The 26657-nt window shown below is 32.0% G+C and carries 28 protein-coding genes and 1 pseudogene; 15 read left to right on the plus strand and 14 right to left on the minus strand.

Features of this window, described 5'->3' with window-relative positions:
* Positions 1 to 970: 970 nt before the first annotated feature.
* Genes BLW23_RS20055 through BLW23_RS20070 form a run of 4 tightly spaced genes read left to right on the plus strand, consistent with a single transcriptional unit; the run spans position 971 to position 4208 of the window.
* On the plus strand, positions 971 to 1276 hold the full coding sequence (locus BLW23_RS20055) for a helix-turn-helix domain-containing protein (protein ID WP_093673284.1): 306 nt from the start codon (positions 971 to 973) through the stop codon (positions 1274 to 1276).
* Positions 1263 to 2495, plus strand: coding sequence for a DNA cytosine methyltransferase (locus BLW23_RS20060; protein ID WP_093673286.1), 1233 nt, complete (start codon positions 1263 to 1265; stop codon positions 2493 to 2495). The genes BLW23_RS20055 and BLW23_RS20060 overlap by 14 nt, the downstream gene beginning before the upstream one ends.
* On the plus strand, positions 2496 to 3746 hold the full coding sequence (locus BLW23_RS20065; RefSeq protein ID WP_093673288.1) for a hypothetical protein: 1251 nt from the start codon (positions 2496 to 2498) through the stop codon (positions 3744 to 3746).
* Between the two features lie 3 nt (positions 3747 to 3749).
* Complete coding sequence (locus BLW23_RS20070) at positions 3750 to 4208, plus strand: hypothetical protein (protein ID WP_093673290.1); 459 nt, start codon at positions 3750 to 3752, stop codon at positions 4206 to 4208.
* A gap of 373 nt (positions 4209 to 4581) precedes the next feature.
* Here the strand turns inward: BLW23_RS20070 and BLW23_RS20075 are convergent, their stop codons facing one another.
* From BLW23_RS20075 to BLW23_RS23800, 3 genes are read right to left on the minus strand one after another with little or no spacing between them, the layout of a single operon-like run.
* Positions 4582 to 5730 (minus strand): IS91 family transposase, encoded by a 1149-nt coding sequence (locus BLW23_RS20075; protein WP_093667562.1) that lies wholly within the window; start codon positions 5728 to 5730, stop codon positions 4582 to 4584.
* Entirely contained in the window at positions 5730 to 6047 is a 318-nt protein-coding gene (locus BLW23_RS23795; RefSeq protein WP_410529751.1) for a tyrosine-type recombinase/integrase, read from the minus strand. The genes BLW23_RS20075 and BLW23_RS23795 overlap by 1 nt, the downstream gene beginning before the upstream one ends.
* Before the next feature lie 32 nt (positions 6048 to 6079).
* Positions 6080 to 6334, minus strand: coding sequence for a tyrosine-type recombinase/integrase (locus BLW23_RS23800; RefSeq protein WP_255362708.1), 255 nt, complete (start codon positions 6332 to 6334; stop codon positions 6080 to 6082).
* A 600-nt stretch (positions 6335 to 6934) separates the two neighbouring features.
* Between BLW23_RS23800 and BLW23_RS20085 the strand changes: the two genes are divergently transcribed.
* Entirely contained in the window at positions 6935 to 7663 is a 729-nt protein-coding gene (locus BLW23_RS20085) for a hypothetical protein (RefSeq protein ID WP_093673292.1), read from the plus strand.
* 273 nt (positions 7664 to 7936) lie between these two features.
* Here BLW23_RS20085 and BLW23_RS20090 read toward each other — a convergent pair whose 3' ends face one another.
* From BLW23_RS20090 to BLW23_RS23810, 3 genes are read right to left on the minus strand one after another with little or no spacing between them, the layout of a single operon-like run.
* Positions 7937 to 9085, minus strand: a complete 1149-nt coding sequence (locus tag BLW23_RS20090) for an IS91 family transposase (protein ID WP_093667562.1) — start codon at positions 9083 to 9085, stop codon at positions 7937 to 7939.
* Positions 9085 to 9402, minus strand: coding sequence for a tyrosine-type recombinase/integrase (locus BLW23_RS23805; RefSeq protein WP_410529751.1), 318 nt, complete (start codon positions 9400 to 9402; stop codon positions 9085 to 9087). Before BLW23_RS23805 ends, BLW23_RS20090 begins: the two co-directional genes overlap by 1 nt.
* A gap of 32 nt (positions 9403 to 9434) precedes the next feature.
* Positions 9435 to 9689 (minus strand): tyrosine-type recombinase/integrase, encoded by a 255-nt coding sequence (locus BLW23_RS23810; protein ID WP_255362708.1) that lies wholly within the window; start codon positions 9687 to 9689, stop codon positions 9435 to 9437.
* A gap of 514 nt (positions 9690 to 10203) precedes the next feature.
* Here BLW23_RS23810 and BLW23_RS20100 point away from each other — a divergent pair.
* Positions 10204 to 11148: a hypothetical protein gene (locus BLW23_RS20100; RefSeq protein ID WP_093673294.1), complete on the plus strand. Its 945-nt coding sequence runs from the start codon at positions 10204 to 10206 to the stop codon at positions 11146 to 11148.
* A gap of 138 nt (positions 11149 to 11286) precedes the next feature.
* On the opposite strand, the gene BLW23_RS20105 is transcribed toward BLW23_RS20100, so the two are convergent.
* Complete coding sequence (locus tag BLW23_RS20105) at positions 11287 to 12543, minus strand: transposase (RefSeq protein ID WP_093668298.1); 1257 nt, start codon at positions 12541 to 12543, stop codon at positions 11287 to 11289.
* 460 nt (positions 12544 to 13003) lie between these two features.
* Here BLW23_RS20105 and BLW23_RS20110 point away from each other — a divergent pair, with 460 nt between their 5' ends.
* From BLW23_RS20110 to BLW23_RS20120, 3 genes are all read left to right on the plus strand, one after another.
* The gene (locus BLW23_RS20110; protein WP_093673296.1) at positions 13004 to 13498 is read left to right on the plus strand and encodes a lipocalin family protein; all 495 of its coding nucleotides are present in this window, start codon (positions 13004 to 13006) and stop codon (positions 13496 to 13498) included.
* A 286-nt stretch (positions 13499 to 13784) separates the two neighbouring features.
* On the plus strand, positions 13785 to 14576 hold the full coding sequence (locus tag BLW23_RS20115; protein ID WP_093673299.1) for an alpha/beta fold hydrolase: 792 nt from the start codon (positions 13785 to 13787) through the stop codon (positions 14574 to 14576).
* A gap of 186 nt (positions 14577 to 14762) precedes the next feature.
* A complete protein-coding gene (locus BLW23_RS20120; protein WP_093673301.1) occupies positions 14763 to 16565 on the plus strand; it encodes a serine hydrolase domain-containing protein in 1803 nt (600 codons plus the stop codon).
* A 245-nt stretch (positions 16566 to 16810) separates the two neighbouring features.
* Here BLW23_RS20120 and BLW23_RS20125 read toward each other — a convergent pair whose 3' ends face one another.
* Positions 16811 to 17164, minus strand: a complete 354-nt coding sequence (locus BLW23_RS20125) for a winged helix-turn-helix transcriptional regulator (protein WP_093673303.1) — start codon at positions 17162 to 17164, stop codon at positions 16811 to 16813.
* A 109-nt stretch (positions 17165 to 17273) separates the two neighbouring features.
* On the opposite strand from BLW23_RS20125, the gene BLW23_RS20130 reads away from it, so the two are divergent.
* The 6 genes from BLW23_RS20130 (at position 17274) to BLW23_RS20155 (ending at position 21874) form a co-directional block, all read left to right on the plus strand.
* A complete protein-coding gene (locus BLW23_RS20130) occupies positions 17274 to 18146 on the plus strand; it encodes an SDR family oxidoreductase (protein WP_093673305.1) in 873 nt (290 codons plus the stop codon).
* A gap of 41 nt (positions 18147 to 18187) precedes the next feature.
* The gene (locus BLW23_RS20135; RefSeq protein ID WP_093673307.1) at positions 18188 to 18481 is read left to right on the plus strand and encodes a DUF1330 domain-containing protein; all 294 of its coding nucleotides are present in this window, start codon (positions 18188 to 18190) and stop codon (positions 18479 to 18481) included.
* 377 nt (positions 18482 to 18858) lie between these two features.
* Positions 18859 to 19383, plus strand: coding sequence for a TetR/AcrR family transcriptional regulator (locus BLW23_RS20140; RefSeq protein ID WP_093673309.1), 525 nt, complete (start codon positions 18859 to 18861; stop codon positions 19381 to 19383).
* Positions 19380 to 19901, plus strand: a complete 522-nt coding sequence (locus BLW23_RS20145; RefSeq protein WP_093673311.1) for a hypothetical protein — start codon at positions 19380 to 19382, stop codon at positions 19899 to 19901. Before BLW23_RS20140 ends, BLW23_RS20145 begins: the two co-directional genes overlap by 4 nt.
* Positions 19902 to 19976: 75 nt before the next feature.
* Positions 19977 to 21119 (plus strand): sterol desaturase family protein, encoded by a 1143-nt coding sequence (locus tag BLW23_RS20150; RefSeq protein WP_093673313.1) that lies wholly within the window; start codon positions 19977 to 19979, stop codon positions 21117 to 21119.
* A gap of 110 nt (positions 21120 to 21229) precedes the next feature.
* The gene (locus BLW23_RS20155; RefSeq protein ID WP_093673315.1) at positions 21230 to 21874 is read left to right on the plus strand and encodes a class I SAM-dependent methyltransferase; all 645 of its coding nucleotides are present in this window, start codon (positions 21230 to 21232) and stop codon (positions 21872 to 21874) included.
* Positions 21875 to 22033: 159 nt separating this feature from the next.
* Here BLW23_RS20155 and cysM read toward each other — a convergent pair whose 3' ends face one another.
* From cysM to cobA, 6 genes and pseudogenes are all read right to left on the minus strand, one after another.
* Positions 22034 to 22930 carry a cysteine synthase CysM gene (cysM, locus tag BLW23_RS20160; protein ID WP_093673317.1) on the minus strand — a complete coding sequence of 299 codons (897 nt, stop codon included), beginning with the start codon at positions 22928 to 22930 and terminating at the stop codon, positions 22034 to 22036.
* Positions 22931 to 22934: 4 nt separating this feature from the next.
* Positions 22935 to 23699: a serine O-acetyltransferase EpsC gene (gene epsC / locus BLW23_RS20165; RefSeq protein ID WP_093673319.1), complete on the minus strand. Its 765-nt coding sequence runs from the start codon at positions 23697 to 23699 to the stop codon at positions 22935 to 22937.
* 30 nt (positions 23700 to 23729) lie between these two features.
* Positions 23730 to 24062, minus strand: coding sequence for a 2Fe-2S iron-sulfur cluster-binding family protein (locus tag BLW23_RS20170; protein WP_093673321.1), 333 nt, complete (start codon positions 24060 to 24062; stop codon positions 23730 to 23732).
* On the minus strand, positions 24062 to 25117 hold the full coding sequence (locus tag BLW23_RS20175; RefSeq protein ID WP_093673323.1) for an NAD(P)/FAD-dependent oxidoreductase: 1056 nt from the start codon (positions 25115 to 25117) through the stop codon (positions 24062 to 24064). The genes BLW23_RS20170 and BLW23_RS20175 overlap by 1 nt, the downstream gene beginning before the upstream one ends.
* A 70-nt stretch (positions 25118 to 25187) precedes the next feature.
* Positions 25188 to 25772 (minus strand): precorrin-2 dehydrogenase/sirohydrochlorin ferrochelatase family protein, encoded by a 585-nt coding sequence (locus BLW23_RS20180; RefSeq protein WP_255362870.1) that lies wholly within the window; start codon positions 25770 to 25772, stop codon positions 25188 to 25190.
* 102 nt (positions 25773 to 25874) lie between these two features.
* A pseudogene (gene cobA / locus BLW23_RS20185) lies at positions 25875 to 26621 on the minus strand (uroporphyrinogen-III C-methyltransferase); the annotation flags it as partial.
* Positions 26622 to 26657 lie beyond the last annotated feature (36 nt).

The following is a 26657-nucleotide window of genomic DNA, read 5'->3' on the forward strand; positions in this document are numbered from 1 at the left end:
TGAGTTATATAAAGCAAAGCGGAATATTATATATGGTTATTCGTTTTTAAATAATTTACCTTAAAAATAAGGAGTTACATAATACCACATAAAAATTGGCATGTTTTCTAGCTTAGCGGTGTAGCTAAAAAGAAATACTAAAAGATTAAGTAAACACTGCTAACCTCGGGAGATTTAAATAGACTTCAATATCTCTTCTCTAATTGTAAAGTTTGTTCACTTTTAGAGTCTGCACCAAGAAAAAACAATCCCAATAACAAGACCTAAAAGTTCCAGTTATCAGGTGAAATAAACTTGATAAAGATTATATTTGTCTGGATATAACCAGTTGTATTTAATATGCTCAGCCTTTTGGATACCGAATATTCATTTTGGGTTTGTTAAAATTTCTTTCTAAGGGCAATTTTTAAAATACTAAGGAAAGAGACTTTAATGAAGTTTCGTCTCAAACTGTACGATTGACATCGTTGAGAGTTTCACTATCAAAACGTTGGTAACGTAAAACAGTTTGACGAAGTTATCGGAAAAATTTGACATTGTCAAGTTTCATTTAAGGTAACTTACTGTATTATAAATAATTGCTACAATATTAGTTAAATTTTAAGGGACCTTTTTTTATAACAGAACCTTATCAGTCAGTGGTTGATAAAGTTTATAATAAAAAAATAAAATGAAAATTGGAAAGGTTTTAAAGTAGCGACTGACAGACTACGTATTTTATAAATTGTATATTTACTATTGTATAAAATACTAAAAACAACACCCCATATACGCCATTAAAACGGCGCATATAGGATACGTTAGGTGCAAGCTGAAAAATCCACCGCCTATTTTAGCACTTTCGGTTTTGCCAATACATAACTCCAACGCACTAAAAACCAAAAGAGCTAAAATTCCCCAACGCTTTTAACAATATTCTGAAAAAATTAATTAAATTTGACCTAAATAAGTCAAGTCTAAAATTGGTAAAATGACACTCGGACAAAAAATTAAAGAACTTCGTGAAAGTTCTGGAATGTTTCAAAGGGAATTAGCTTCAAAACTTGAAATTGGAGATGGATTCTTGAGTAAAGTTGAGAGCAATCAAAAAACTTTAAAAAGAGAACATCTTTTAACAGTCAGCAAAATATTTAATTACCCTTTTTCGGAATTAAATGCTTTGTGGATTGGAACTAAGCTATATGAAATAGTTAAAGACGAACAGGAAGGGTTTAATGCTTTGAAAGTAGCAGAACAACAATTATCATACGAAAAAACAGAAAATGCCAGAAACTAAAGAATATATAGTAAAAGATGAAACTTCTACTATTGTAGAGGATGGACAAATCAATATTTACGGAGAAGAAGAACCAGATATTATCAAAAAAAGTATTTGGGACACTTCCATTAAAGTAGAAGAAAACGGATATTACTGGAACAAAGAACCAATATTCAAAAAAGGAACTAATACTGATACAGAAAAACCTATTGTTGCGGAATTATTCTGTGGATGTGGTGGAACTTCTTTAGGCTTTGAAATGGCAGGCTTTGAAACTATTCTTGGCTGTGACATCCACACACCATCTATTCAGACATTTCAAGCAAATCATCCAAATTCATCAACAATAACAGGAGATGTAAAAAAAGTGAATCCAGAAGTAATAAAAGAATTACTAAATGGGAGACAACTTGATGTTCTTATTGGAGGTATTCCTTGTCAAGGTTTTTCACTAAATAACAGAAAAAGACACGAGAATGACGACAGAAATTTTATGTACAAAGAATTCGCTCGTTTCGTTGAAGTTTTACAACCTAAAGTTGTTGTTCTTGAAAACGTTTCTGGAATGAAAAGTACAGGTAATTTTGTGTCTGACATTGAAACTCATCTTAGTGAAATTGGGCATATGACAGTTAAAAGCAAACTGCTTTATGCTCCAGATTATGGAGTTCCGCAAACAAGAACAAGACTTGTATTTGTTGGCATTAGAAATAAGGAATTTGATTTTAATGACATAATCAAAACACACGGACCAGAGGCTGAAAAAAGTTATGTAACAATAAAAGATGCGATAGGCGATTTACCTTCTTTAAAAACTAAAGAAACTAAAGTTAAATATCAAAAAAAACCTTTTAGCCCTTTTCAAGAGTTAATGCGTTTAAATACAAATGGTAGCGTAACAGGTCATACTGCTCCTAATCATCCCTTAGCTACAATTGAAAAAATTAAAAACACTAAACCAGGAGAACCTATGTACCAAAAGTTTAAACAACGAATACGTTTAGCTTGGGACATTTTAAGTCCGACACAAGTATCTGGCGGAATTAGACCTCAGTTTCAACTTGGACACCCTAAAGACAACCGTGGTTTAACAATCAGAGAAAGATGTAGAATACAAAGTTTTCCAGATGACTTTATTGTAAAAGGCGGAACAGTTCAAGCCCGCGTACAAACAGGTAATGCAGTTCCTCCACTTTTGGCAAAGGCTGTAGCATTAGCAATAAAAAAACATTTATAAATGAATTACAGAATATGGCACAGTTCAGAAAGTTTTGCTGATTTTATAATTGACAATACAATTTTAACAGCTAGAAATACCACCAAATCAATTTTACCAGACAGTGATGCTAGTAAACCCAAACAATTTCATAAGGTACCTGACCATTTAAAGAAAATTTTATATTTAGATGCACCTGATATTATTATAGAGTTTGACAATGAACCAATATTAGCAATTGAAGAAAGTAGAGAAGCTGGAACTGGACATAACGCTTTTCAGCGTTTTTCACGACTAGCAGCAGCAGTTGAAAATGGTGTTCCTACTTTTTATGTTTATCCTGAAGCAACAATAATATCTAGACAAAACAGTAATCCAAGATGGGATAAAATCAACCCTCTAATTTTTAAAGCTCTAGATGATGTAATGGATATTTATAATAAACCTGTTTTACTTTATTATTACCCTACAGATTATAGAACACATACCACTACTCCGCAAATTTCTACAAACTTTATAAATAACAATAAAGGACGAAGAATGGAAACTAATATGAACTATGCTGGTTGTCCTGAAATACAAGACACACAAATGCAAGAAATGTTCACGCATATAAACCTTCTAGTTAACGAAGTTGAACAAAATGGAATTCAAGCAGTTCAACAATTTATTAGAAAAAGAGAGATTAGAAATAAAAGAGATTGGATGCGAACTGAGTATACCAATAAAAACGGAAGTTTAGATGCATCTCCTTTAACTTCATCAATAGAGTTACCAACACAATATTTAATTAATTTTCTTTCATCTTATAACAATGGAAATTATGATATAAACGACTCAGAATTATTAAATTCAAGAGCAACAACTTTATTTTATTATACTGGTTCTAAATGGAGACCTCAAGGAGACCCTTTTACTGGATGTTTAGCCGCTATAGATTATATCAAATGTCGAATTGGTCAAACATTTGAAGACAGAGATGTTAATTTAGTAATGGTTTGGGGTTCTATGAATATAGACCATCAAAATCAAACATTTACTGTTGACAGTACTAATTGTTCAGTAGATGATTTTGCAAAACAAGCAGAAACAGGAGAAAAAAGAAGCTTATTATTAAAAGGCTATCACAATATATCCAATGAAGAAATCCCTAGATATTATATGCACGCTAGATATGGTTCTACTTATAGTAAACCAAAACCTATAAGGATATTCTCTTATTTTGCAGACGCAATTTTATTTACTGATGGTTCACTTTGGAGAGATGCATAAATTATGAGAGAAGAAAACGTCACTAAGAATATTTTAAAATGGCTACAAAATAACAAATGGGAAATAGTATGTTTTGATTTCCCACAAAGTGGAACGGGAGTTTTACTTCATTTGAACAATACCAATAGAACTGAAAAAAATAAAGGAGGAATAATTCCAGATATAATTGCTGTTAGAAATGGAATTGCAGTATTTTTTGAGAATAAAGACAGATTTTACCAACCAGACTTTGATAAATTAGTTGAAATAAAAACAAAATTAAATTATTCAGATTCACTTGAGTTATTATTATCAGATTATAATATTAGCTCAATATTTTACGGAATAGGAGTTTCTGACATAAAAAAAGAAGTTGATAAATGTAAACTCGAAATAAATGAAATTGATTTTTTAATAAGTACAAACAAAAAGAAAGAAGTCATAATTCATTATGATAGCAATACAATATTTTCCAACGCTTAAAGCCATACACATTGCCAAGTCGCTCAAAAGCCAACCGCCCAAGCCAAAACTTGTCAAAGAGTATGTCTTTTGCCAACGCTAGCAAGTTTGTGGAAAGAAAAGCCAGCACCTAATAACTAAGCATATGGCGTGCCGATAGGCTAACGCTATATGCCCTGTTGACTGATCCGTATTCCATAAGGGGGAAAACGATCAATTCAGTTTAATTTTAGTAATTTGTTTAGTGGTTTTTCAGCGATTATTCTCTTGGTTTTCGGATTTCATAGCCTTGATTTTTATTTTCAGCACTTATTATTCTTTTTGTAATCGCTTTTTTAGGTAAAAATCTCAGATCTAAGCATTAGTGGTCCAGTCCTCTTTTTTGAAGATAATTTTATAATATGTGTTTTTTAACTTTACTAATAACCAGTTCTTTATAGTTTTTAGGAGGGCCTCTACTATCAAAAATTATTAATGTGACTAGACCTGGCTTTTTACAAATCGGGCAACAGCGATGTACACTTTTCTCTTTCGTAATAATAACATCAATACAGTCTTTCTCTTTATCTGCTAATAGCATTTGTAAACGAGGTAATTTTTCTTTTTTCCAACTGCTACTTAAAATACCATAATGCCTAATTCTAGTAAATCCTTTAGGTAAAATATGTTGTTGAAAACGACGTATAAACTCTTTGGTTTTTAAAGTTAAATTACTTACTTGACCACCTTTCTTGTAGTTCTTAACACGAAAAGTAACGGTGCCTTTTTGTTTATCAATAGCCTGTATTCGATGATTACTAATAGCTATCTTATGTGTGTATCTTCCTAGATATTCTAGTACGTTTTTTGGGTTACCAAAAGGAGGTTTTGCATAGATAACCCATTTGTGTTTAAATAATTTGTCATAGAGTGATTGTGGTAAGTTTGGAATTGTTTTTCTTAATTCAGCAACAAAAACACCTCTAAACTTTACACTTAAGGCCTTTATACTGAATAAGAAATCATCCTTGTTTTTCCCTTCTTTCCAATACCCTGCCTTTGTTATTCCTCCTTTAGGAACAATACAGTGTAAATGAGGATGTAAGCTTAAATTTTGTCCCCAAGTATGTAACACAGCAATCATTCCAATTTTAGCGCCTAGATCCTTGGGATTATTTCCAAAAGCAACCAAGGTTTTCCAAGCACTATCAAACAGTATTTTATATAGCTCTTTCGGATATTGAAGTGCCACTGAGTTTAAATTATCGGGCAAGGTAAAAACGACATGAAAATAAGGAACTGGCAATAACTCTCTAGATCTACCTTCAATCCATTGCTGTTGTTTATGACCTTGACAAGTAGGGCAATGTCTATTGCGACAAGAATTGAATTGTAGATGCAGTTTATCACATGATTTACACCAATCTAAATGTCCTCCTAGCGCTTTGGTACGGCATTTTCTTATCGCATGCAGCGTTCTTTCATGCCAACTACTTCTAGATAGTTCTTTTAAATGATTTTCTTCTAAATTCAACACTCCTGCTAACGTATGTTTTGCTAGCATTACTCTGTGTATAAGGTATCTAGTGGACTGTACTTTTTTGAACTCCCTGAGTTGGCGACATGTAAATAGATCATGGTGGTTTCTATATGAGCATGCCCTAGAAGTTCTTTTAAGCTAATAATATTAACACCATCTTCTAGTAAGTGTGTTGCATAAGAATGACGTAGTGTATGCGCTGTAAATTTCTTTTTTGTATTCACTTTAGCCCGATTCTCTTTGAGTATCCATTGAATCGCTCTGACTGTTATTGGCTGAGCAGCTCCGTCTTTAGTAACCTGACTGTTAAATAGATATTTTACAGGGTTTTCTGTTTTCAAATAACATCTTAAACCTCTTATTAAAAGAGTACTTAAAGGAACATAACGATCTGTCTTACCTTTTTTTTTCTAATAAATACAGTTTTTCGATTAAAATCAACATCAGATTGAAGCAACCCACATAGCTCATAACTCCGTAAACCACAACCGTACAACATACCTAAAATAAGGCGATGTTTAAGATACTTAGGTGCTTTTAATAATTCTCGAACTTCTTGTTTGTTAAGTACAATAGGTAAATCTTTTTGCTTTTTTATTTGAGGAAGCGCTATGCGCTTTTGCTCCATTCCCAGTACCTTATAAATAGCACGGAGTCCAAAAACGGTATGCTTAAAAAAACTTTCAGAGGGGGTTTTGTGAAGATTTTGACAATGAAAAAGATAATCATTGATTTGTTCATTATCTAAAGTTTCTGGGCTAACCTTAAAATGTAAGGTTATGTGGGCTAAACAGCGTAGATAATTATTTAATGTACTTGATGATTTACCGTTAATTGAAAAGCTTTTGGTTAATTTTTTAACGACAATAGAAAAATCAGGAACCTGCTCTAAAGAGGTTTCTAAAATTGTTTTACTTTTTTTTATACATCTTATTTAATTTTGAATCATAAATTTAACTATTTTTAAAACATTTCAAAAAAAGCTTCCGAGGTAACGAGGATTAGTTCAACAATGTATAAAAAACATAGGGCGTTTGTGCTAAATCGAAAGGTCTGTGAGTATTAAGGAAGTACGCTAAATATAAAATTTGGCGTTTATAATAGAAAAGATAAAAGCAAAATATTTATATTTAGCTAAGTAATAAATCGAAACGAAAGTGCTTATCACCTGCCCTACGTTTCTTATACTAAACGTTAGGCACAATACGAAAAAACATCATTTTATAATTTGAAAAACATCGCTAAAATATTTTGTTTCGGACTTTTAATCTCAATTTACGGTTGCGGATTTGGAGATTGGTATATTAGTGAACTATATGCTTTAAAAATAGAAGGAAGTTCTAAAATAGTATATAAATATGACGCTTGGGGAGGATTTGATTCGAACGCAAATGGATATATTATATTAGATTCAACAGAAACTTTTAAAGTCAATGTTCAAGAAGAACTACCATTTTATTATTTAAAAGAGATTCCGAACAAGAACAAAATTTCAGGTATTACTCATAAGTGTGACAATAGTTGTGGAGAAAATTACAAAAATTCAACACCTATTTATGAACCAATAGAAGTTGAAAACTCAAAAAAGGAAAATATTAAAATCGAAAATACTATATACCAATATCGTGGTTTTGCCGAAAAAGGTGGCGGACTAGGTAGATTTCATTTTGAAAGTTTTAAAGAAAAACGCGATAGTATTTTTTTCTATGATTTAGACGATATAGAAAGTTTGAACGGAATACATTTAGACAGTTTAAAACTAAAAAAGAAAATGGTATTAATTCAAAAAAATGATAGTCTCGGAATAATCAAAAAATTAGTTATGGAAGACTTGAGAATTAACGAAAGAAATAATGAAATCATGTCGAATAAAACTTATTTCCTAACACCAAAAAATAAGACCAAAGTAGAAATGTTCTCTGACTATGGAATATTCAAGCCAATTAAAACGGAATAAGTACTGTGCCTAATAACTAAGCATATGGCGTGCCGATAGGCTAACGCTATATGCCCTGTTGACTGATCCGTATTCCATAAGGGGGAAAACGATCAATTCAGTTTAATTTTAGTAATTTGTTTAGTGGTTTTTCAGCGATTATTCTCTTGGTTTTCGGATTTCATAGCCTTGATTTTTATTTTCAGCACTTATTATTCTTTTTGTAATCGCTTTTTTAGGTAAAAATCTCAGATCTAAGCATTAGTGGTCCAGTCCTCTTTTTTGAAGATAATTTTATAATATGTGTTTTTTAACTTTACTAATAACCAGTTCTTTATAGTTTTTAGGAGGGCCTCTACTATCAAAAATTATTAATGTGACTAGACCTGGCTTTTTACAAATCGGGCAACAGCGATGTACACTTTTCTCTTTCGTAATAATAACATCAATACAGTCTTTCTCTTTATCTGCTAATAGCATTTGTAAACGAGGTAATTTTTCTTTTTTCCAACTGCTACTTAAAATACCATAATGCCTAATTCTAGTAAATCCTTTAGGTAAAATATGTTGTTGAAAACGACGTATAAACTCTTTGGTTTTTAAAGTTAAATTACTTACTTGACCACCTTTCTTGTAGTTCTTAACACGAAAAGTAACGGTGCCTTTTTGTTTATCAATAGCCTGTATTCGATGATTACTAATAGCTATCTTATGTGTGTATCTTCCTAGATATTCTAGTACGTTTTTTGGGTTACCAAAAGGAGGTTTTGCATAGATAACCCATTTGTGTTTAAATAATTTGTCATAGAGTGATTGTGGTAAGTTTGGAATTGTTTTTCTTAATTCAGCAACAAAAACACCTCTAAACTTTACACTTAAGGCCTTTATACTGAATAAGAAATCATCCTTGTTTTTCCCTTCTTTCCAATACCCTGCCTTTGTTATTCCTCCTTTAGGAACAATACAGTGTAAATGAGGATGTAAGCTTAAATTTTGTCCCCAAGTATGTAACACAGCAATCATTCCAATTTTAGCGCCTAGATCCTTGGGATTATTTCCAAAAGCAACCAAGGTTTTCCAAGCACTATCAAACAGTATTTTATATAGCTCTTTCGGATATTGAAGTGCCACTGAGTTTAAATTATCGGGCAAGGTAAAAACGACATGAAAATAAGGAACTGGCAATAACTCTCTAGATCTACCTTCAATCCATTGCTGTTGTTTATGACCTTGACAAGTAGGGCAATGTCTATTGCGACAAGAATTGAATTGTAGATGCAGTTTATCACATGATTTACACCAATCTAAATGTCCTCCTAGCGCTTTGGTACGGCATTTTCTTATCGCATGCAGCGTTCTTTCATGCCAACTACTTCTAGATAGTTCTTTTAAATGATTTTCTTCTAAATTCAACACTCCTGCTAACGTATGTTTTGCTAGCATTACTCTGTGTATAAGGTATCTAGTGGACTGTACTTTTTTGAACTCCCTGAGTTGGCGACATGTAAATAGATCATGGTGGTTTCTATATGAGCATGCCCTAGAAGTTCTTTTAAGCTAATAATATTAACACCATCTTCTAGTAAGTGTGTTGCATAAGAATGACGTAGTGTATGCGCTGTAAATTTCTTTTTTGTATTCACTTTAGCCCGATTCTCTTTGAGTATCCATTGAATCGCTCTGACTGTTATTGGCTGAGCAGCTCCGTCTTTAGTAACCTGACTGTTAAATAGATATTTTACAGGGTTTTCTGTTTTCAAATAACATCTTAAACCTCTTATTAAAAGAGTACTTAAAGGAACATAACGATCTGTCTTACCTTTTTTTTTCTAATAAATACAGTTTTTCGATTAAAATCAACATCAGATTGAAGCAACCCACATAGCTCATAACTCCGTAAACCACAACCGTACAACATACCTAAAATAAGGCGATGTTTAAGATACTTAGGTGCTTTTAATAATTCTCGAACTTCTTGTTTGTTAAGTACAATAGGTAAATCTTTTTGCTTTTTTATTTGAGGAAGCGCTATGCGCTTTTGCTCCATTCCCAGTACCTTATAAATAGCACGGAGTCCAAAAACGGTATGCTTAAAAAAACTTTCAGAGGGGGTTTTGTGAAGATTTTGACAATGAAAAAGATAATCATTGATTTGTTCATTATCTAAAGTTTCTGGGCTAACCTTAAAATGTAAGGTTATGTGGGCTAAACAGCGTAGATAATTATTTAATGTACTTGATGATTTACCGTTAATTGAAAAGCTTTTGGTTAATTTTTTAACGACAATAGAAAAATCAGGAACCTGCTCTAAAGAGGTTTCTAAAATTGTTTTACTTTTTTTTATACATCTTATTTAATTTTGAATCATAAATTTAACTATTTTTAAAACATTTCAAAAAAAGCTTCCGAGGTAACGAGGATTAGTTCAACACCATATATAATTTATTGCTGGCAAATTGCTTACTTACGAAAATCCTCTCGGATTTTCTTGGTCAGTTTTTATTTACTAAATTAGGTGCTTAATCACGCAACAAACCATATATAAACACGTTGCCCACAATATGAAGAAACCTTTTAGAAATATATTAACACTTGGATTTTTATTAATCGGAATTGTTGTTTTCGGGCAAGAATTTGAATTTGATATTCACAATACCTCATTAAGTAAATATCTGAAAATGGAACAAGATTTGGATAGTGAACAAATTCCGAATATCCGAAATCACGTTTCATTTGATGGTAATGCTCAACCTATAAAATTTAAGCGAAAGCAAAAGGTAATTTCTGATTTAGTAGCTTATTACTATTTCAAGAAAAAAGACAGTACAATGTCTCATATACTTTATGAATGGGATGAAAGTTTACTGACTTTAAAATCAAATACAAACGATAAGAAATCTAAAAAATATCAAAAAGCCTTAATCAAAAAATACAATGATTTAGAAAAGACTATAACAGAAATTTATGGGAAATCTAAATCGGAAGGAGATTTATCAAATTTAAAACAAGCCAATGAAAAAGGCGGTTTGAAAAAGAAAGATAAATGGTTTCCTAATGATAGTACTGAAATAGAAATGTACACTTCTGTATCAAACTATTACGAAAAGAGAGGAATAGTTACAACTGCACCAACTCATAGAATTAGATTATACATTAGAAACAAAAAAAAGGAAAAGAAAATCGAACCTAAATTGAGCGAGGAAAAGCTTGATACTTTGAAATTAATATCCCAAGAATTTATTCAAACTTTAGGAAATAAAAATTTAGTAAAATCAAAAGAGTATTTATCGGAATTAATACTAAAAACTGTAACAGATGAACAGTTAAATATATTGATTGATAATTTGGACTTTAACAGAGAAACTGAATTAATTTACAGCGGAATTCAGGCTGGACTTGATGGAAGTATTTTTACAATGCTTCAGTATAAGTATAAAGATGACCTTTCAAATCCACCTAACGAACTGATTAAAATAGGCACTTTCAGAAAACAGTCTATTTTTTAAAATACATTGAAAATAGAGGATAAAATTATATAAATTCTATCCTCTATTTCTGTTTAAAAGAGGTTTTATTGATTGAATCTCCTAAAAACGTACCTACAAGACGTAGCTCTCCCATGAAAAAAATACTAAGATTTTATTTTAGGCTATTTGTTGGTCTGTTTGAGCTATTTTTCTTCGACCAATTTCTAATGCATTTCCTGTGTGTATACCAAAGAATATCCATAGAATTTCATTCTTTTTTGTTTTGGCTTTTATTTTCCGTAGGTGATAATGTTCTTTATCCTTACCAAAAGAGCCTTCTAATCTTGTTGCTCTTTCTTTAGCAATGATAGCCCTAAGTTGCTTTTTCTCTTTATGATTTTTAGGTTTTCTACCCTTGGGGATAAAGTCTGTCTGTATGGTTTTTGAGCTACTATATGTTCTGTTTTTATTGGTAGCATAAATTTTATCTCCACCGGCTACTTTTACCTTTTTTCGAGTTAACCCTTGCGCTTTTTGAACTGTTTGTATAAAACGGTTTCCTTCGTGAAACGCATTAAAATTAATATGTTCTATAAAGCTAATTCCATCAATTTGAACTTTGTTAACTTTTGCTCCAAACTCAACAGGCTTTACTTCTTTTCCGCGAACAATAGGACGGATATAATCCTTATGAATACTTACAATTCTATCTTTGATTTTTTCTCCTGTATCAAAATGATCTTTTTGTTGTTTGTAAATTCTTTGGATTGTGTCGATTCGCTTATAATACAAGGGCTTAAACTCGATATTGTAGGCCTTGGATAATTCCTTTTCAAAATCGATAAACTTACTTAATAGCTTCAGTAAAGCTCGGGTTAATGAAGTACGTTTAGACTTGGTTTTTCTTCGCATTTTACTAAATCCTTGGTAACGTTTTTTCCACTTGTTATATCTACTTCTGATCATCTTAGTTCCTAAGATGGAGCAAGTTTTACGTAATTGATTGTACAACCAGTGAACAGATTCCCAAAGTAATTTCTGGATGGTAGGATAACGAACTTCACTTTCGTAACAAGTAGCATCCATTACGATTTGGTCGGTACTATCAATATGATTTTTCCAAGAATTAAAAAGAACTTTTTCTACTAAATTAATATCTAGTTTCTCTGCTAATTCACAACGTATTTGACTTATTATTTTATAGTTTGTTAAACGTTCAAAACCTAATTCTATATCGCAGAAAAATTGATAGTCTAAATTTGAGTTGAGTTGTTCAATCATTTTCCTATCCGAACAATTGGCATAATGCTTTAAAAACATCAAGCCAAGTCTTCCTTTAGGGCTAAAAAGATAGTTACGCCCTTTTTTTTGTTCAGTAATATTTAAAGTAGTAACCAAGTCATCCCAATCAATAGCAGAATAGATTTTGCCCAAATCTCCCTCTAAAAAACGTGTGTAATGAGCATCATAATTCTCACTGAGGGGAAAAAATTGAAATGCGGTGTTGCATTTCAGAAATTCTTCGTATTTTCATAATTACACAAATGGAAACCCCGTTTTTTACCTTTTTTGGTGATTTTCGGGGTTTATTATGAATATAAGATACAACAAAACCCTCGTAAAAACAAGGGTTTAGCTATTTTATGACAGTGCCAAAATAATCTTTGACGACAAAGATAAAGTAGTTGGAATACAACCAATTAAAATGCAAGGAAAAATAACGGATTAGAAAATACTGTGGGCAACAAAGTGTATATTTCATTGCTGCAAATCGCTAAACCAAAGATAAGTAACTATCTGTAAAGTTAGTGATTTAACCAAAATTCAGTACATTTATACACGCAACAAACCATACACAAAAACGTTACAAATAATTTGAATCAAATTTAATGCTATGAAAAAACTGAATTTATTGATTGGATTTTTAATTGGGCTCATTATTTTATCTTGCTCGAAAGAGGACGAATCTGTAAATCAAGACCCAATAATTGGAAATTGGAAACTTAAATCCGTAAAAAGACTCGATTTAGATGAAGTCCTAATATCGGAAGAATCACTTTCTGAATGTGAAGAAAGAAATGTTATGACATTTTCTTCTAATCAGGATTATACTTTCTCACAATTTAATGAAGACCCAAACGGAGGGTGTTACGACTCAGTTCAATCGATTTCCAACGGAATTTGGTCCTATAGTTCAACAAACGGTTATCAAATATCTGGTATGGCAATTTTTGAGCTTGTAATTGTTGATTTAAGTCAAATATATGACGAAATGATTTTATCGAATAATAATAAGCTTTTGACTCTCCGAAAAGAAAATCGAGTTATTGATGCTGCAGGTAATCTAATTTACGGGGTTATATTAATCCAAGAATATTCAAAAGAGTAAAAACTATTTGTAATCGAGTAGACGGCTCTGCCCTTAGATAGAGCAGAGTGCGCCTCTCAAATAAGTAAAACGATTCACGAACTCAAGAAAAAAATAAGAAATACAGTGAGTACACCACCGTACGTACGGCACTGCGTGCTTCCTTCGGTCAAAAGCAGTGCTTTTTTGGAAAAATAATTGCCTATACAAAGTATGCGTTTTATTCATTATTTTAGAGCCAAAACAGGACAACAAACCATACACAAAACCGTCGGCAGGAATATCCAAAAGATCAAGAACTGAATAAATGATAAAAATCACTACTCTAATCACTCTTCTTTTAATGTCAACTAACATTTTATCTCAAACGCCTAAAAAGTCTGAATCCGTTTCTATAAATGGAAAAAAACTCTATTACGAAATTTATGGAGAAGGAAAACCTCTACTCTTATTGCATGGTTACACACAATCCTCTAAATCATGGAAACCGTATGTAAAAGAGTATTCAAAAGAGTATGAAGTATATTTAATTGATTTAACCGGACATGGGAAATCAGAGCCATTTAAGGAGGATTTATCCATAAAATCTGTTGCCCAAGACCTTAACTCCTTAATTCAATATTTGCAATTGAAAAAAATCAAAGCCATTGGATTTAGTTTTGGTGGAGATGTGCTTTATCAACTAACCTTAATCAATCCATCTCTAATAAAATCTATGATAACTATAGGTGCAGTTGGAACATGGACAATCAATGACTTTCCTGAATATTTAAAAGCTTTTACTTTTGAAAACCGAAATAATTTTCCTTGGCTCAAGACATCCCATGATGGAGATGAACACATAAAAGCAATGATGAATCAGTTTAAAAATTATACTATTAAAGTAAGTGATAAAGAATTGCAAAGTATAAAACCTGAGATATTAATCATGATAGGCGATGATGATGAAGGTATGGATTTAGAAGAAGTGGTTCGCGTTAAGAAAAATCTCCCCAAATCTGATCTTTGGATATTACCAAACATATCACATGGAGCTCATGAAGGTGAAACCAAAGATGAGTTTATAATAAAATCAAAAGCATTTTTATCAAAAAAATAAAGCTGCTAGCACTATATAAAATTAATTACTAGGTTTAAGCTACTTTATAAAGTATTTACGATAAACAAGTGTTCTTAGTTACTTTTAGTAAAAAACAACGTAAATAATCATACGTAAAACACCACAAAAAACGTCAACAACGTAACAAGCGGGATAATAAATCGTCATCTTCTTAAACTATTTAAAATGATTAAATTTTTTATTTTATTTCTCTCAGTATTCTTTTATAATATCTCAGTTGCACAAGAGAATAACACTTTAGAAGAAGAATTAAAAAAGGTCATTGGAAGCGAAAATTTAACTGGTGCTGTATGGTCAACTGTTAAAGATGGTGTGGTTACATCTGGGGCAATAGGCTTAAAGAATTCGGATACAAAAGAAATTTTAGAAAATGATGATAGAGTTTTAATTGGTTCAGTCACAAAAACACTAATTGCCACGGGTATTCTTCACTTAGCAAGCCGTGGAAAATTAGATATTGACGCTCCAGTTTACAAATTTTCAACTAATATAACCTTTAACAATCCTTGGAGAGAAAGTAATCCAGTTACAATTAGAGATTTATTAAATCATACAGCAGGAATTGAAGATTCTAGATTTTGGCAGGTTTTCAGTACTCAATCAACTTCTACTACACCACTAGAATATCTTTTTACTAAAAATCCATATGTATTGAAAGTGAGAACCATACCCGGAACTCGATTTTCATACTCAAATATGGGGTATTCATTCTTAGGTTTAATTATTGAAAAAGTTACTAAGAAACCTTATGAAACCTATCTGGATAAAAATTTACTTGTTCCTCTAGGCATGAAAAACAGTACTTTTCAATTTACATCTCAAAAAGGAAAGAATATTGACAAGCACCTAGCTATGGGACATTTTGACAATGGGAAAACACAAGAGAACATACCTATGTTTTTACGTCCCGCAGGTCAGTTTACCACAACTGCAAAGGATATGGCCAAATTCGCCAAATTCTTAATGAGCAATGGTACTATTGATGGAAAGCTTTTTATTGATAAAGCCCTTTTAAATCAAATGGGAAGTCCAACATCAACAGAATCGTATAAAAATGGATTAAAATCCGGCTATCAGTTTGGACTAAGCTACAGAGATCGATATGGAGTTGTAGGTAAATTTCATCGTGGAAATACAACTGGTTACATAGCAACATTCTATCTATTCCCCGAGCAAAAAAAAGCGTTTTTCATAAGCTTTAATACTGATAGTGAAACTGCTAATTATGAGAAATTCAATGCAATTTTAATAAATCACCTTGAGGTTAATAAGCCTGAACAACTGAATGTAAAAGAAAACTTACCCTCAAATATTGAAGAATTTGAAGGTTATTATAAAATGAAACCTGTTCGATTTAAACTCTTTGCTTACCTAGATTTACTTTTCAATTCCATAAAAGTGGAGAAGAAAAACAATAGCCTCCTTGTTAAATCAATTCAAAAAGAAACTTACACTATTTTACCTGTTGATCGTAATTTATTGAGAAAAGAAGATAGAGTAAACTCTTCTCACGTTTTATACAAAAATGGAAATGTAGCCATAATTAGCGATGGATTAGTTACCTACGAAAAAGTTAACACAACTTATTTAGTTTTAATGTGGCTAAGTCTTATACTAGGATTAATTGGTATAATCTTTATTTTCTTGCGTGGATTCTATTTCCTGTTTCAGAAAAAACTGTTTAAAAAACACCAGGTAATAACGTTTCCATTTTTATCTATTTTAGGACTTTTAATTCCGATTCCCTTTCTTCTTAATCAATCTTTCCTAAACTTAGGAGATTTCACATTAGCAAATGTTTTGTTAGCAATTGTAACAGGAGTTTTACCAATAGCAATGATTTTTGGTAGTCTAAAAATATGGAGAAACAAAACGTTTACAATAGATGCTATTGGAACTTTATGTATCTTACAGTGGGCAGTTGTTTTAATTTATTGGGGAGTATTTCCTTTTAGATTATGGCATTAAAAAAGGAGTTTGTCACAAAAAAAAAGTTAAGTGCTAAACGAAAAGTTGGTACTTATTAATAAACTCCAGCAAATTTAAAATTTGACTCTGTATCAAACCGAAAAGGAAGTCAACTTAATGATGATCTATTATAACCTAAGGAAACTTACCCATAGTTGTATCTTTGTCTAGGAATTATTTGGTTTATTAAAAAGCTAATTCAATAAACTCAAAAAAAGTTATTTCATGAAAAACGGTACCACCATTTACAAAACGGACTTTCTATGTGCTAACCCCCATTCTACCATCGCATCTAAAACTATCACTATCTTTCTTCCGGAATCTGTGAGTTCATATTCAATTAGAACAGGTTTACTATCATATACTTTCCTAGTCAAAAGACTATTTAATTCTAATTCTTTCAATTCTTTAGAAAGCATTCTCGGGGTAATATTATCAATACTTTCCTGGATATCTTTAAAACGTTTATTACCATATAACAAAGATGCAATAATGGGCATTTTCCATTTACCACTCACTACATTTAACGTATCGTTTATAGCTAACACATAACTTGTAGGACACTTTTTTACATCAGGGTAGGTCTTCACTAATTCCATAAAAAACAATTTCAGTATACTTTTGTATAGTGATACTTTATAGATACTTACTATACAATATATATCAAAGATAGTAATTTTGCTCCATAGCAAATCAGAAAAACAGATTATGATATTAGTAACAGGTGCAACAGGTAATTATGGTAAAAGTGTTATCAAATTTTTATTGAATAAAGGAGTTTCTCCGTCTAACATCTCAGCTTTAGTAAGAAGTGAAGAAAAATCCGCAGATTTAAAAGAAAAAGGTATAAAGTTGAAAGTAGGAGATTATTCCGATTATGATTCTTTATTACTAGCTTTTGAAGGAATTGATAAATTACTTTTTGTTTCAGGAAGTGATATTATGGCCAGAACTGCACAACATAAAAATATTGTAAAAGCCGCACAATCGGCAAAAGTTAAGCATATAATTTATACGTCCTTTATTCGAAATATTAATGTAGAAAATTCTGCCATAGCTTACTTACAACATGCACATTTAAAAACTGAAAATTGGATAAAACTAAGCGGTATAAACTATACTATCCTCCAAAATGCTCCTTATCTTGAAAACATAACTTTATTTCTAGGAAAAAACGTTATAGATACTGGTGTAATTTCTCTACCAGCTAAAGCGGGAAAATCGAGTGCAGTTTTAAGAGAAGAATTAGCCGAAGCTGCCGCACAAATATTAACAACTGGAGGTCATGAAAACAAAGTATACCCATTAACAAATACTGACCCTTATTCGTTTAAAGAAGTAGCAGACATTTTAAGTCTAATAACGGGTAATGATATCATGTACAACTCACCAAACGCAGATAATTATCGAAAAACTCTGGAAGAATTTGGTGTTCCTAAAGAATATATCAATTTGTTAACCACATTTTCCGTTGCACAAGCCGAAGGGGACTTGGAATTATACAATAACAATTTAAAAATAATTTTAGGAAGAAAACCTCAAACCGTAAAAGAGTATCTGGAAAAAGTATATCTCAAATAGTATTATCAATAAAAAAAAGTTTAATAATCTAGTAATGAAATATGGAAAAAACTTATTTAACAATCGTTGCGACAATAAATCCAAAAGGAAAAGAAGAGTTATCAAAATATCTTGAAAAAACAGAAATTCTTTACAAGAAAGTCAATGCCAAACCAGTTCATAAATTTATGATAACAAAAACCTTAATAGGAGAATCCACTCCTAATTTAGTTTCAATAATGGAATTCCAAAATATTCATTCCTTAAATGATGTATTTGAAAGTGATGATTATAAAGAACTAATACCTTATCGTGAAAAAGCATTCACTAAATTAGAAGCTTTTATTAGTCAGTAAACTAATTTAGAATCAAGTATACGACTCCAACTAAACTGTTGGAGTCTATCACTTATACCAACCTTCTTCATCAATTCATTCTCCTTTTTGTTTAATCCTGTTCTTTTTTATTAAGAACAAATATGATGGGCTTTATAACTTCATATCAAAGTATTCATGAGTCCTGAATTTTACTATTTTACTTTCTTCATATAAACCTTTACAGATTTATCCTTTGAAAATTTATTTCACTGAAATAAACTTAGCCTTACCCAAATATTTAACGCAATAATTGAGATCGCATTACAATTTCTAAAATCTTACCTAAACATTATTAACACTACTATAACAATGTATTTAAACTATTTCATTACATTTGTGACTGAACAGTCAGTCATATGAATAACAAACAAAAAATAATTTTAGCCGCATTAGAACTTTTCGCTGAGAATGGGTATACAGAAACCTCTATTGATAAAATAGCGAAACGAGCCAATGTTTCTAAAGGATTAACTTATAACCATTTTAAAAATAAAGAAGAGTTATTAGTGGCTACTATTGAAAATACGATTACAAGGTTAACCTCTGAAATGATGGAGATTAAAGAACTAAGCTTTCATTCATTCTTTACATCATTTTTTGAAAGCTTAAAAGTGAACACTAAAATTATTAGACTTTGTACTCTATTAATCGTCCATCCACAAACACCATCAAAAATTATTTCTTTATTAGAGAAACAAAAACATGAATTATTAGAACTCTTTTCTGTCTTATTACAAGATAAATACAAACAGAATTCTCGAACGGAAGCGGCTATTTTGCTCGCTACAATTGACGGAATTACATTAGACTATACTACCAATCCTAATCCAGATAACTTAAGTATTCTGCAACAATATTTAATTGAAAAATATACCAAATGAACACATTTATAAAAATTATACTAACTGCTTTATTAGTCCTTATAGCTTCATTTCCATACTTCCAAAACGGTCAAGCTCCTGGAGGTTTAAGTGAACTCCAATATATGGGAATAATCCCCAGTATTATTTTAGTTGTTGGCTTCTTTACCGCCATTGCTTTTTATTGCTATACACTACAAAAAGTTTTACAAAATGTAAAACCTGATAATAGAACAAGAAAGCCTAAAAGCATCTGGTTTATGTACCTTATTCCTTTTAATTTTATTGAAGACTTTTTTATTGTAATTGACGTCTCCAATTCACTTAAAAACGAAATGAAAACGAACAAGAACCTAACCAAGTTCGGCGATTTCGGTTTAACTTTAGGTATTGGTTGGTCAGTCGCTCAACTATTTTCATTCATTCCCAATATAGCGGGTCAAATATCAGGTTTAATCGGTATTATATTATGGATAATTCATTGGGTTTTACTCCATCGAATTAATAAAGTATTACAACAACCTACCCCTAATAAATAATATTCTAAATAATTGTTCTCTAAGAAGATTAAGCATATTTTTGGTTACGCAACAAAAATTGATACTAACCAAAAAATGAACAACAAAATTTCACGAATGCAAGTAGGTGAAGGAAGAATTAGCGGAGCTATTTCGATATTCCTTGGAGCACTATCATTAATTGGAATCTTATGCTTTAAATTTCCTGAACAATTAACAACCCCAGAGTTTCGGGAGATCTATTCGGCAGACATGGTTGAAAACCTAATGCTTGGAGCCATTATTGCCACCTTTCTTTTCGCATTGATTAGTTTGTTACTTAATAAAAACAAAAAAAAAGCAGTCATTGGAATTTGTTTAGGTGTTTTAACTATTGTATTTGGTGGTTTTACTGTTGAAGGTAGAGCCGTAGATAAACTCGATTGGAGTGTTGGTTTAGATTGGCTTATTCTAGATTTATTTATAATGGCACTGTTGTTTGTACCCATAGAACTGGCTTTTCCAAAGAATAGGTTGCAATCTAAATTTCATAAAGAATGGCGTACCGATCTTATTTATTTTGGAATAAGTCATTTAGCCATTCAATTATTCGGAGTTATTACAAAAAAGCCTGCCGTTGCTTTTTTTGGTTGGATGGACCTTGATCAAATTCATTTATGGGTTTCAGAATTACCCTTTGTGGTTGAATTATTCTTAGCATTACTGATCACCGATATATTTCAATATTGGGCGCATAGAACATTTCATTCACATCATTATTTATGGAGATTTCACTCCATTCACCATTCAACACAAAACATGGATTGGCTCGCTGGTTCACGAACCCATTTTATAGACATATTTTTCACAAGAAGCATGTCGTATATTCCACTTTATGTATTAGGTTTTTCAACATTAACCTTCAACGTGTATATATTATTTATCGCTATCCACGCAGTTTTAATCCATGCTAATACAAGAATCAATTTTGGTTTCTTAAAATATATAATAACGACTCCTCAATATCATCATTGGCATCATTGTGAGGAACCTGAACATTATGGAAACAATTTTGCGGTAGTCTTTCCTTTTATTGATAAAATTTTTGGTACTTATTACCTCCCTGAAAAGAAATGGCCAAAAGGAACTGGGTTGGTAGATGCCTCATTCCCCAAAGGATTCTTAAAACAGCTTGTTTTTCCATTTACTAAAAACCCGTTTAAAAATGACTTACTCCCTGAAGAAAAGAGTAAGCGATGACAAAAAATATTAACAGACTTAGAGTTTCTTTCAGAAATAATTACAATTGTTAATGGGAGGTTTGTTTATCGACGAGTATTAATACCTTTTACCATTCAAAATTACGAACTATGGACGAACAAATGAGAAAAAAACTGGGAATAGAGGAAACTAAACCTGTTGATTGGTTCGAAACACTCTATTCTGAATCGAACGAACAAGGTGAAGGAGTTCCTTGGGCGAATATGGCTCCACATCCAGTATTTCAAACTTGGATAAACTTAAACTCTAATATTGGAATCGGTAAAACTGCCTTAGTTATTGGTTGTGGAATGGGTGATGATGCTATTGAACTTGAAAAGAATGGCTTTGAAGTTACCGCCTTTGATGTTTCTCATAGTGCCATAGAACTTTGCAAAAAACGTTTTCTTCATTCTAAGGTTTCTTTTATTCAGGCCGATTTATTAAAGGGAATTCATGAATGGAATCAAAAGTTTGATTTTGTTTTAGAAATTTTCACGATCCAAGCACTTCCTCCAAAATATGAAGATACCTTAATCAAAAATATCGCCGATTTTGTAGCTCCAGATGGACAACTTCTTATGGTTACAGAAGTTCAGAAAGAAAAACGGACTTTTAAAAAAGGCCCTCCATGGCTTTTAAATAAGAGTTATAAAAAGGCTTTTGAGTCCCATGGATTAAAGCTCATAGAACATTCGAGTTCTTACGAACCCCAAATGGGTGATGAATTACATTTAAGTTTGTTTAGGAGTTAATTTTACCTACGTCTTCATAATCGGACTCCAACTATACATACTATTTTAACAAAAAATATCGAGAAGTAATTTAATACTTCTCGATACAGTTGTTAATACGTCATCATCCGAATTGATAACTCGTTAATAATAATAATATTTTAAAACTTATATATCTTTTTATATACCGTAATCGTACAAATCAGAAGACAAATATCTATCTCCTCGATCACATACAATTGCCACAATAACTCCTTGGTCGATTTCGTCTGCAAGTCTTAAGGCAATATTCAATGCTCCTCCACTACTCATTCCTGCCATAATTCCTTCTTCTTTTGCCAATTTACGAGTCATTTCAGTTGCTTCGTCTGCACTAACTTCTAAAATTCGATCTACTTTTTTTCTATCAAATATTTTAGGCAAATACTCTGGAGACCATCTTCTAATTCCAGGAATGCGTGAACCTTCTTTTGGTTGAGCTCCTACAATCTGAACATTTGGATTTTGTTCTTTTAAATACGAAGAAACTCCCATAATTGTACCTGTTGTTCCCATAGCAGATACAAAATGTGTTACTTCTCCTTCTGTATCTCTCCAAATTTCAGGTCCAGTAGTTTTATAATGTGCTTTCCAGTTATCATTATTTTCAAATTGATTTAGCATGAAATAACCTTCCTTATATTTAAGCTTCAATGCTTTATCACGAGAGCCTTCAATTCCCTCACTAGCAGGAGTTAAAATTACTTCAGCTCCATATGACCTCATGCTTTTTACTCTTTCTTCCGTTGCGTTTTCAGGCATTACCAAAACCATATTCACACCTAAAACCTTTGCCATTAAAGCTAACGCGATTCCTGTATTTCCACTAGTGGCCTCAACTAAATAGTCGCCTTTTCTTATATTTTTTCTATGAATTGCTTCTGCAATCATATTGTAAGCGGCTCTATCCTTTACGCTTCCTCCAGGGTTGTTCCCTTCTAGTTTTAATAAGAGTCGAACACCTTCTTTATTTATGAGCGATGAAATCTCTACTAAAGGTGTATTTCCAATGCTATCTGTAATCGTTTTAGTCTTCATCTGTCTAGTCTTTTTTATTCAAAGTCACTTTTGCATATGACTTTCTGGTAGTAATTTTATTTTCTGACTCATATGTAACAATTGATCCTTCAGGGACTGATTCGATTACGCAAACATTTGCTCCAATTATACTATCGGATCCCACAACTACATTTCCTCCTAAAATTGTAGCGTTCGCATAAATAGTTACATTATTTTCAATAGTAGGATGTCTTTTTACAGATGCCAGTTCTTTTTTAACTTGCAAACCACCTAAAGTGACTCCTTGGTATATTTTTACATTGTTTTCAATTACCGTTGTTTCTCCAATAACAATTCCAGTGGCATGATCGATAAAAAACGAATCTCCAATAGCTGCACCTGGATGAATATCAGTTCCGGTTAAACCATGGGCGTATTCGCTCATCATCCTTGGTAGAATAGGTAAATTAATTTTATACAATTCATGACTTAACCTGTGTACTGCAATAGCATGAAACCCTGGGTATGCCAAATACACCTCTGTCAAACTTTTGCAGGCGGGATCGGTTTTTTCGAAAGCTCGAGCATCTAAATCTAACTTCTCTCGTATTTCACAAAAAGATTGTTGATATATTTCCCATACACTTTCTGCATTTTCAATACATAATCCATTTAAAATCTTGATAAAACTATCTTTTAAATATCCGGCCTTATTCTGGCATACATCATCAAATAACGAATAAAACAGTTGTTTCGTAAAATTTGCTACGTCGTCTTTTAATGATAAGCTGTATTGTTTGAATTGCATTTTCTATTTCCCTTTATATTGCAAATGTAATTAACTTTCTGGTGCTAACTCTATTTCTAATCCCTCTAATTCATGTGTTATTTGAATTTGACAACCTAACCTACTATTATCTTGAACATCAAATGCTTCTGCAAGCATTGCGTCTTCATCATCAGTCATATCTGGTAGGTTATGTTCTGTTTTCACATAACACTGACAAGAAGCACACATGGCCATTCCTCCACAGACACCTATCGTACCTTCATCAGCTAGTTCGTAAGAACGTACTAACTCCATTAAATTCATTGCCATATCAGTCGGTGCAAGTACCTCATGCATTACACCTTCACGATCAGTTATTTTTATATTTACATCTTGCTCCATTATTCAATTGCTTTAACCACTGCTTTTGGCGCTTCCTTTTTTGTTCCATCAAATCCTTCTACTCCACCTACCGTGGTATATTTCATTACATATTTTTTGTCTGGGTGAATTCTTTGATAAGCACTCTGACACATTAACGTTGCTTCGTGAAAACCACACAGGATTAACTTTAATTTTCCTGGATAAGTATTTACATCTCCAATAGCATATATTCCTGGAATATTTGTTTGATAATCTAATGCATTGTTTACTTTAATAGCATTTTTCTCAATTTCTAATCCCCAATTTGCTATAGGCCCTAATTTTGGTGCCAATCCAAATAACGGAATGAAGTGATCAGTGTCTACGATAAAAGGTTCTTTACCTTTTTGTTCAACCGCAACCCCAGTTACTTTATCATCTCCTAAAATTCCTTTTACCTCAGCTGGAGTTATTAAGTTTATTTTTCCTAGGTTCTTTAGTTCCTGTACTTTTTCTACAGAATCTAATGCTCCTCTAAATTCATTTCTTCGGTGAATTAACGTTACTGATTTTGCTACATCTGTTAAGAAAATAGACCAATCTAAAGCTGAATCTCCACCTCCTGCAATAACTACATCTTTATCTCTATATAATTCTGGTTCTTTAATGATGTATTCAACTCCGTTATCTTCGTACTTCTCTATATTTTCAAGTTTTGGTTTACGAGGTTCAAAACTACCTAACCCACCTGCAATTGCTACGACTGGTGCATGATGCTTAGTTCCTTTATTTGTTGTTACAATAAAAGTACCGTCTTCTTGTTTTTCAATAGTATCAGCGCGCTCTCCTAAAGTAAATCCTGGTTCAAATTGCTTAATTTGTTCCATTAAATTTTTAGTTAAGTCTCCTGCTAAAATTTCTGGGTAAGCGGGGATATCGTAAATCGGTTTTTTCGGATAAATTTCAGAACATTGCCCACCAGGTTGTGCTAAGGCATCAATTAAATGACAACGTAATTTTAATAATCCTGCTTCAAATACTGTAAATAGACCTGTTGGTCCTGCTCCAATAATTAATATATCTGTCTTTATCATTTCTCTTTATTTAACTCAGGAGGTGAGTTTTATTACTCCTATTTTGGAATCTTTTTATTTGTTGTATCTACTATTTATCTGAGGAATTTGTGCTGTGGCCTGAAACTAAATTTTCAGTAAGTTTATTTAGCTCTTCCACCTTTTGTTCAAAATCTCCTTTGATGGTTTTTCTATAATCGTTTAAATTTTTCACCAATTGATTAATATCATCTGGAATTACTTCCTCAAAAAACTGACGTAATCGTTTTGCAGTTGTTGGTGATTTTCCATTGGTAGAAATAGCTACTTTTACATTTTCTTTAGTAACAATTCCTCCCATATAAAAATCGCAATATGGTGGATTATCTGCTACATTTACCAAGATAGATCGCTCTCTACAATGCTCATATACCTCTACATTTATTTCAGGTTTATCAGTGGTTGCAATTACAATATGTTTTCCTTCTATATACTTTTGACGGTACACATCATTAACAATGGTTACATTTCCTTTTTTTGCTTCTCTTAAAGTATCTTCACGGAAGAAAGGAGCAACCATAGTCACTTTTGCATTAGGACTTGACTTTAATAAAAACGAAAGTTTCTCATCTGCTACAAAGCCTCCACCAACAATTAAAACTTCCAATTGTTTTACTTTTAAGAAAATTGGATACAAGTTGTTTCTATCTTCTTTTACTACATAAGGTTTATTGCTATCAACCTTCTTTGGTTCTTTTTTTTCTATTTCAACCGAATGTTCTAAAGTAGTATCTAAAGATATTTCCTTTTGTAAACTCAACAACCTCTCTCTATGGCTTACGACACTTCCCAACACAATAATTGCAGGATTACTCAATTGGTTTTGAGCAACAACCTCTTCAATAGTTTCAACTGTTCCGATTCCTATTTTTTCTTGAGGTGTGGTTCCATTTTGAATAATTGCTACTGGTAATTCTTCTTTACCTTCTTGTTTGAACAAAGCTACTATTTCCGATAGCTTTCCCATTCCCATTAACACGACCACAGTTGCATTTGATTTAGCCGCCAAAGCAACATCACTTGATAACTTGTGTTGTTTGGTTGTTCCTGTAATTACCCAAAAACTTTCAGAATTCCCTCTTTTTGTTAAAGGGATATTTTGGTAGGCTGGTACCGCCAATGACGATGATATTCCTGGAACCATTTCAACTAACAATCCTTGTTCTGCGGCATACTCCATTTCTTCCGCTCCACGACCGAAAATAAATGGGTCTCCACCTTTTAAGCGAACCACATGTCCATGAGAATGCCCTCTAGCAACAATTAACTCATTAATTTGTTCTTGTTGATATCGGTAACAACCTCTACGTTTCCCTACAAAAATTAACTCTGCCATTGGATTCACATACTCTAAAAGTTCTGGATTCACCAAAGCATCATATAAAACAACATCTGCTCGTTTTAATGTTTTTATAGCTTTCAACGTGATTAACTCTACATCGCCCGGTCCGGCTCCTACTACTGTTAATTTAGGTTGCTTGTTCATTCTTGTTCAATTTTAATTACAGGGCGATAATCTATT

It is taken from the genome of Tenacibaculum sp. MAR_2009_124 (assembly GCF_900105455.1).
Taxonomy (GTDB): Bacteria; Bacteroidota; Bacteroidia; order Flavobacteriales; family Flavobacteriaceae; genus Polaribacter.

What these genes read in the sequence shown, in the direction of transcription:
- BLW23_RS20055 (WP_093673284.1), top strand. Translation starts at nt 971, where the DNA reads ATGACACTCGGACAAAAAATTAAAGAACTTCGTGAAAGTTCTGGAATG.
- BLW23_RS20060 (WP_093673286.1), top strand. Translation starts at nt 1,263, where the DNA reads ATGCCAGAAACTAAAGAATATATAGTAAAAGATGAAACTTCTACTATT.
- BLW23_RS20065 (WP_093673288.1), top strand. Translation starts at nt 2,496, where the DNA reads ATGAATTACAGAATATGGCACAGTTCAGAAAGTTTTGCTGATTTTATA.
- BLW23_RS20070 (WP_093673290.1), top strand. Translation starts at nt 3,750, where the DNA reads ATGAGAGAAGAAAACGTCACTAAGAATATTTTAAAATGGCTACAAAAT.
- BLW23_RS20075 (WP_093667562.1), bottom strand. Translation starts at nt 5,730, where the DNA reads ATGCTAGCAAAACATACGTTAGCAGGAGTGTTGAATTTAGAAGAAAAT.
- BLW23_RS23800 (WP_255362708.1), bottom strand. Translation starts at nt 6,334, where the DNA reads ATGGAGCAAAAGCGCATAGCGCTTCCTCAAATAAAAAAGCAAAAAGAT.
- BLW23_RS20090 (WP_093667562.1), bottom strand. Translation starts at nt 9,085, where the DNA reads ATGCTAGCAAAACATACGTTAGCAGGAGTGTTGAATTTAGAAGAAAAT.
- BLW23_RS23810 (WP_255362708.1), bottom strand. Translation starts at nt 9,689, where the DNA reads ATGGAGCAAAAGCGCATAGCGCTTCCTCAAATAAAAAAGCAAAAAGAT.
- BLW23_RS20100 (WP_093673294.1), top strand. Translation starts at nt 10,204, where the DNA reads ATGAAGAAACCTTTTAGAAATATATTAACACTTGGATTTTTATTAATC.
- BLW23_RS20110 (WP_093673296.1), top strand. Translation starts at nt 13,004, where the DNA reads ATGAAAAAACTGAATTTATTGATTGGATTTTTAATTGGGCTCATTATT.
- BLW23_RS20115 (WP_093673299.1), top strand. Translation starts at nt 13,785, where the DNA reads ATGATAAAAATCACTACTCTAATCACTCTTCTTTTAATGTCAACTAAC.
- BLW23_RS20120 (WP_093673301.1), top strand. Translation starts at nt 14,763, where the DNA reads ATGATTAAATTTTTTATTTTATTTCTCTCAGTATTCTTTTATAATATC.
- BLW23_RS20125 (WP_093673303.1), bottom strand. Translation starts at nt 17,164, where the DNA reads ATGGAATTAGTGAAGACCTACCCTGATGTAAAAAAGTGTCCTACAAGT.
- BLW23_RS20130 (WP_093673305.1), top strand. Translation starts at nt 17,274, where the DNA reads ATGATATTAGTAACAGGTGCAACAGGTAATTATGGTAAAAGTGTTATC.
- BLW23_RS20135 (WP_093673307.1), top strand. Translation starts at nt 18,188, where the DNA reads ATGGAAAAAACTTATTTAACAATCGTTGCGACAATAAATCCAAAAGGA.
- BLW23_RS20140 (WP_093673309.1), top strand. Translation starts at nt 18,859, where the DNA reads ATGAATAACAAACAAAAAATAATTTTAGCCGCATTAGAACTTTTCGCT.
- BLW23_RS20145 (WP_093673311.1), top strand. Translation starts at nt 19,380, where the DNA reads ATGAACACATTTATAAAAATTATACTAACTGCTTTATTAGTCCTTATA.
- BLW23_RS20150 (WP_093673313.1), top strand. Translation starts at nt 19,977, where the DNA reads ATGAACAACAAAATTTCACGAATGCAAGTAGGTGAAGGAAGAATTAGC.
- BLW23_RS20155 (WP_093673315.1), top strand. Translation starts at nt 21,230, where the DNA reads ATGGACGAACAAATGAGAAAAAAACTGGGAATAGAGGAAACTAAACCT.
- cysM (WP_093673317.1), bottom strand. Translation starts at nt 22,930, where the DNA reads ATGAAGACTAAAACGATTACAGATAGCATTGGAAATACACCTTTAGTA.
- epsC (WP_093673319.1), bottom strand. Translation starts at nt 23,699, where the DNA reads ATGCAATTCAAACAATACAGCTTATCATTAAAAGACGACGTAGCAAAT.
- BLW23_RS20170 (WP_093673321.1), bottom strand. Translation starts at nt 24,062, where the DNA reads ATGGAGCAAGATGTAAATATAAAAATAACTGATCGTGAAGGTGTAATG.
- BLW23_RS20175 (WP_093673323.1), bottom strand. Translation starts at nt 25,117, where the DNA reads ATGATAAAGACAGATATATTAATTATTGGAGCAGGACCAACAGGTCTA.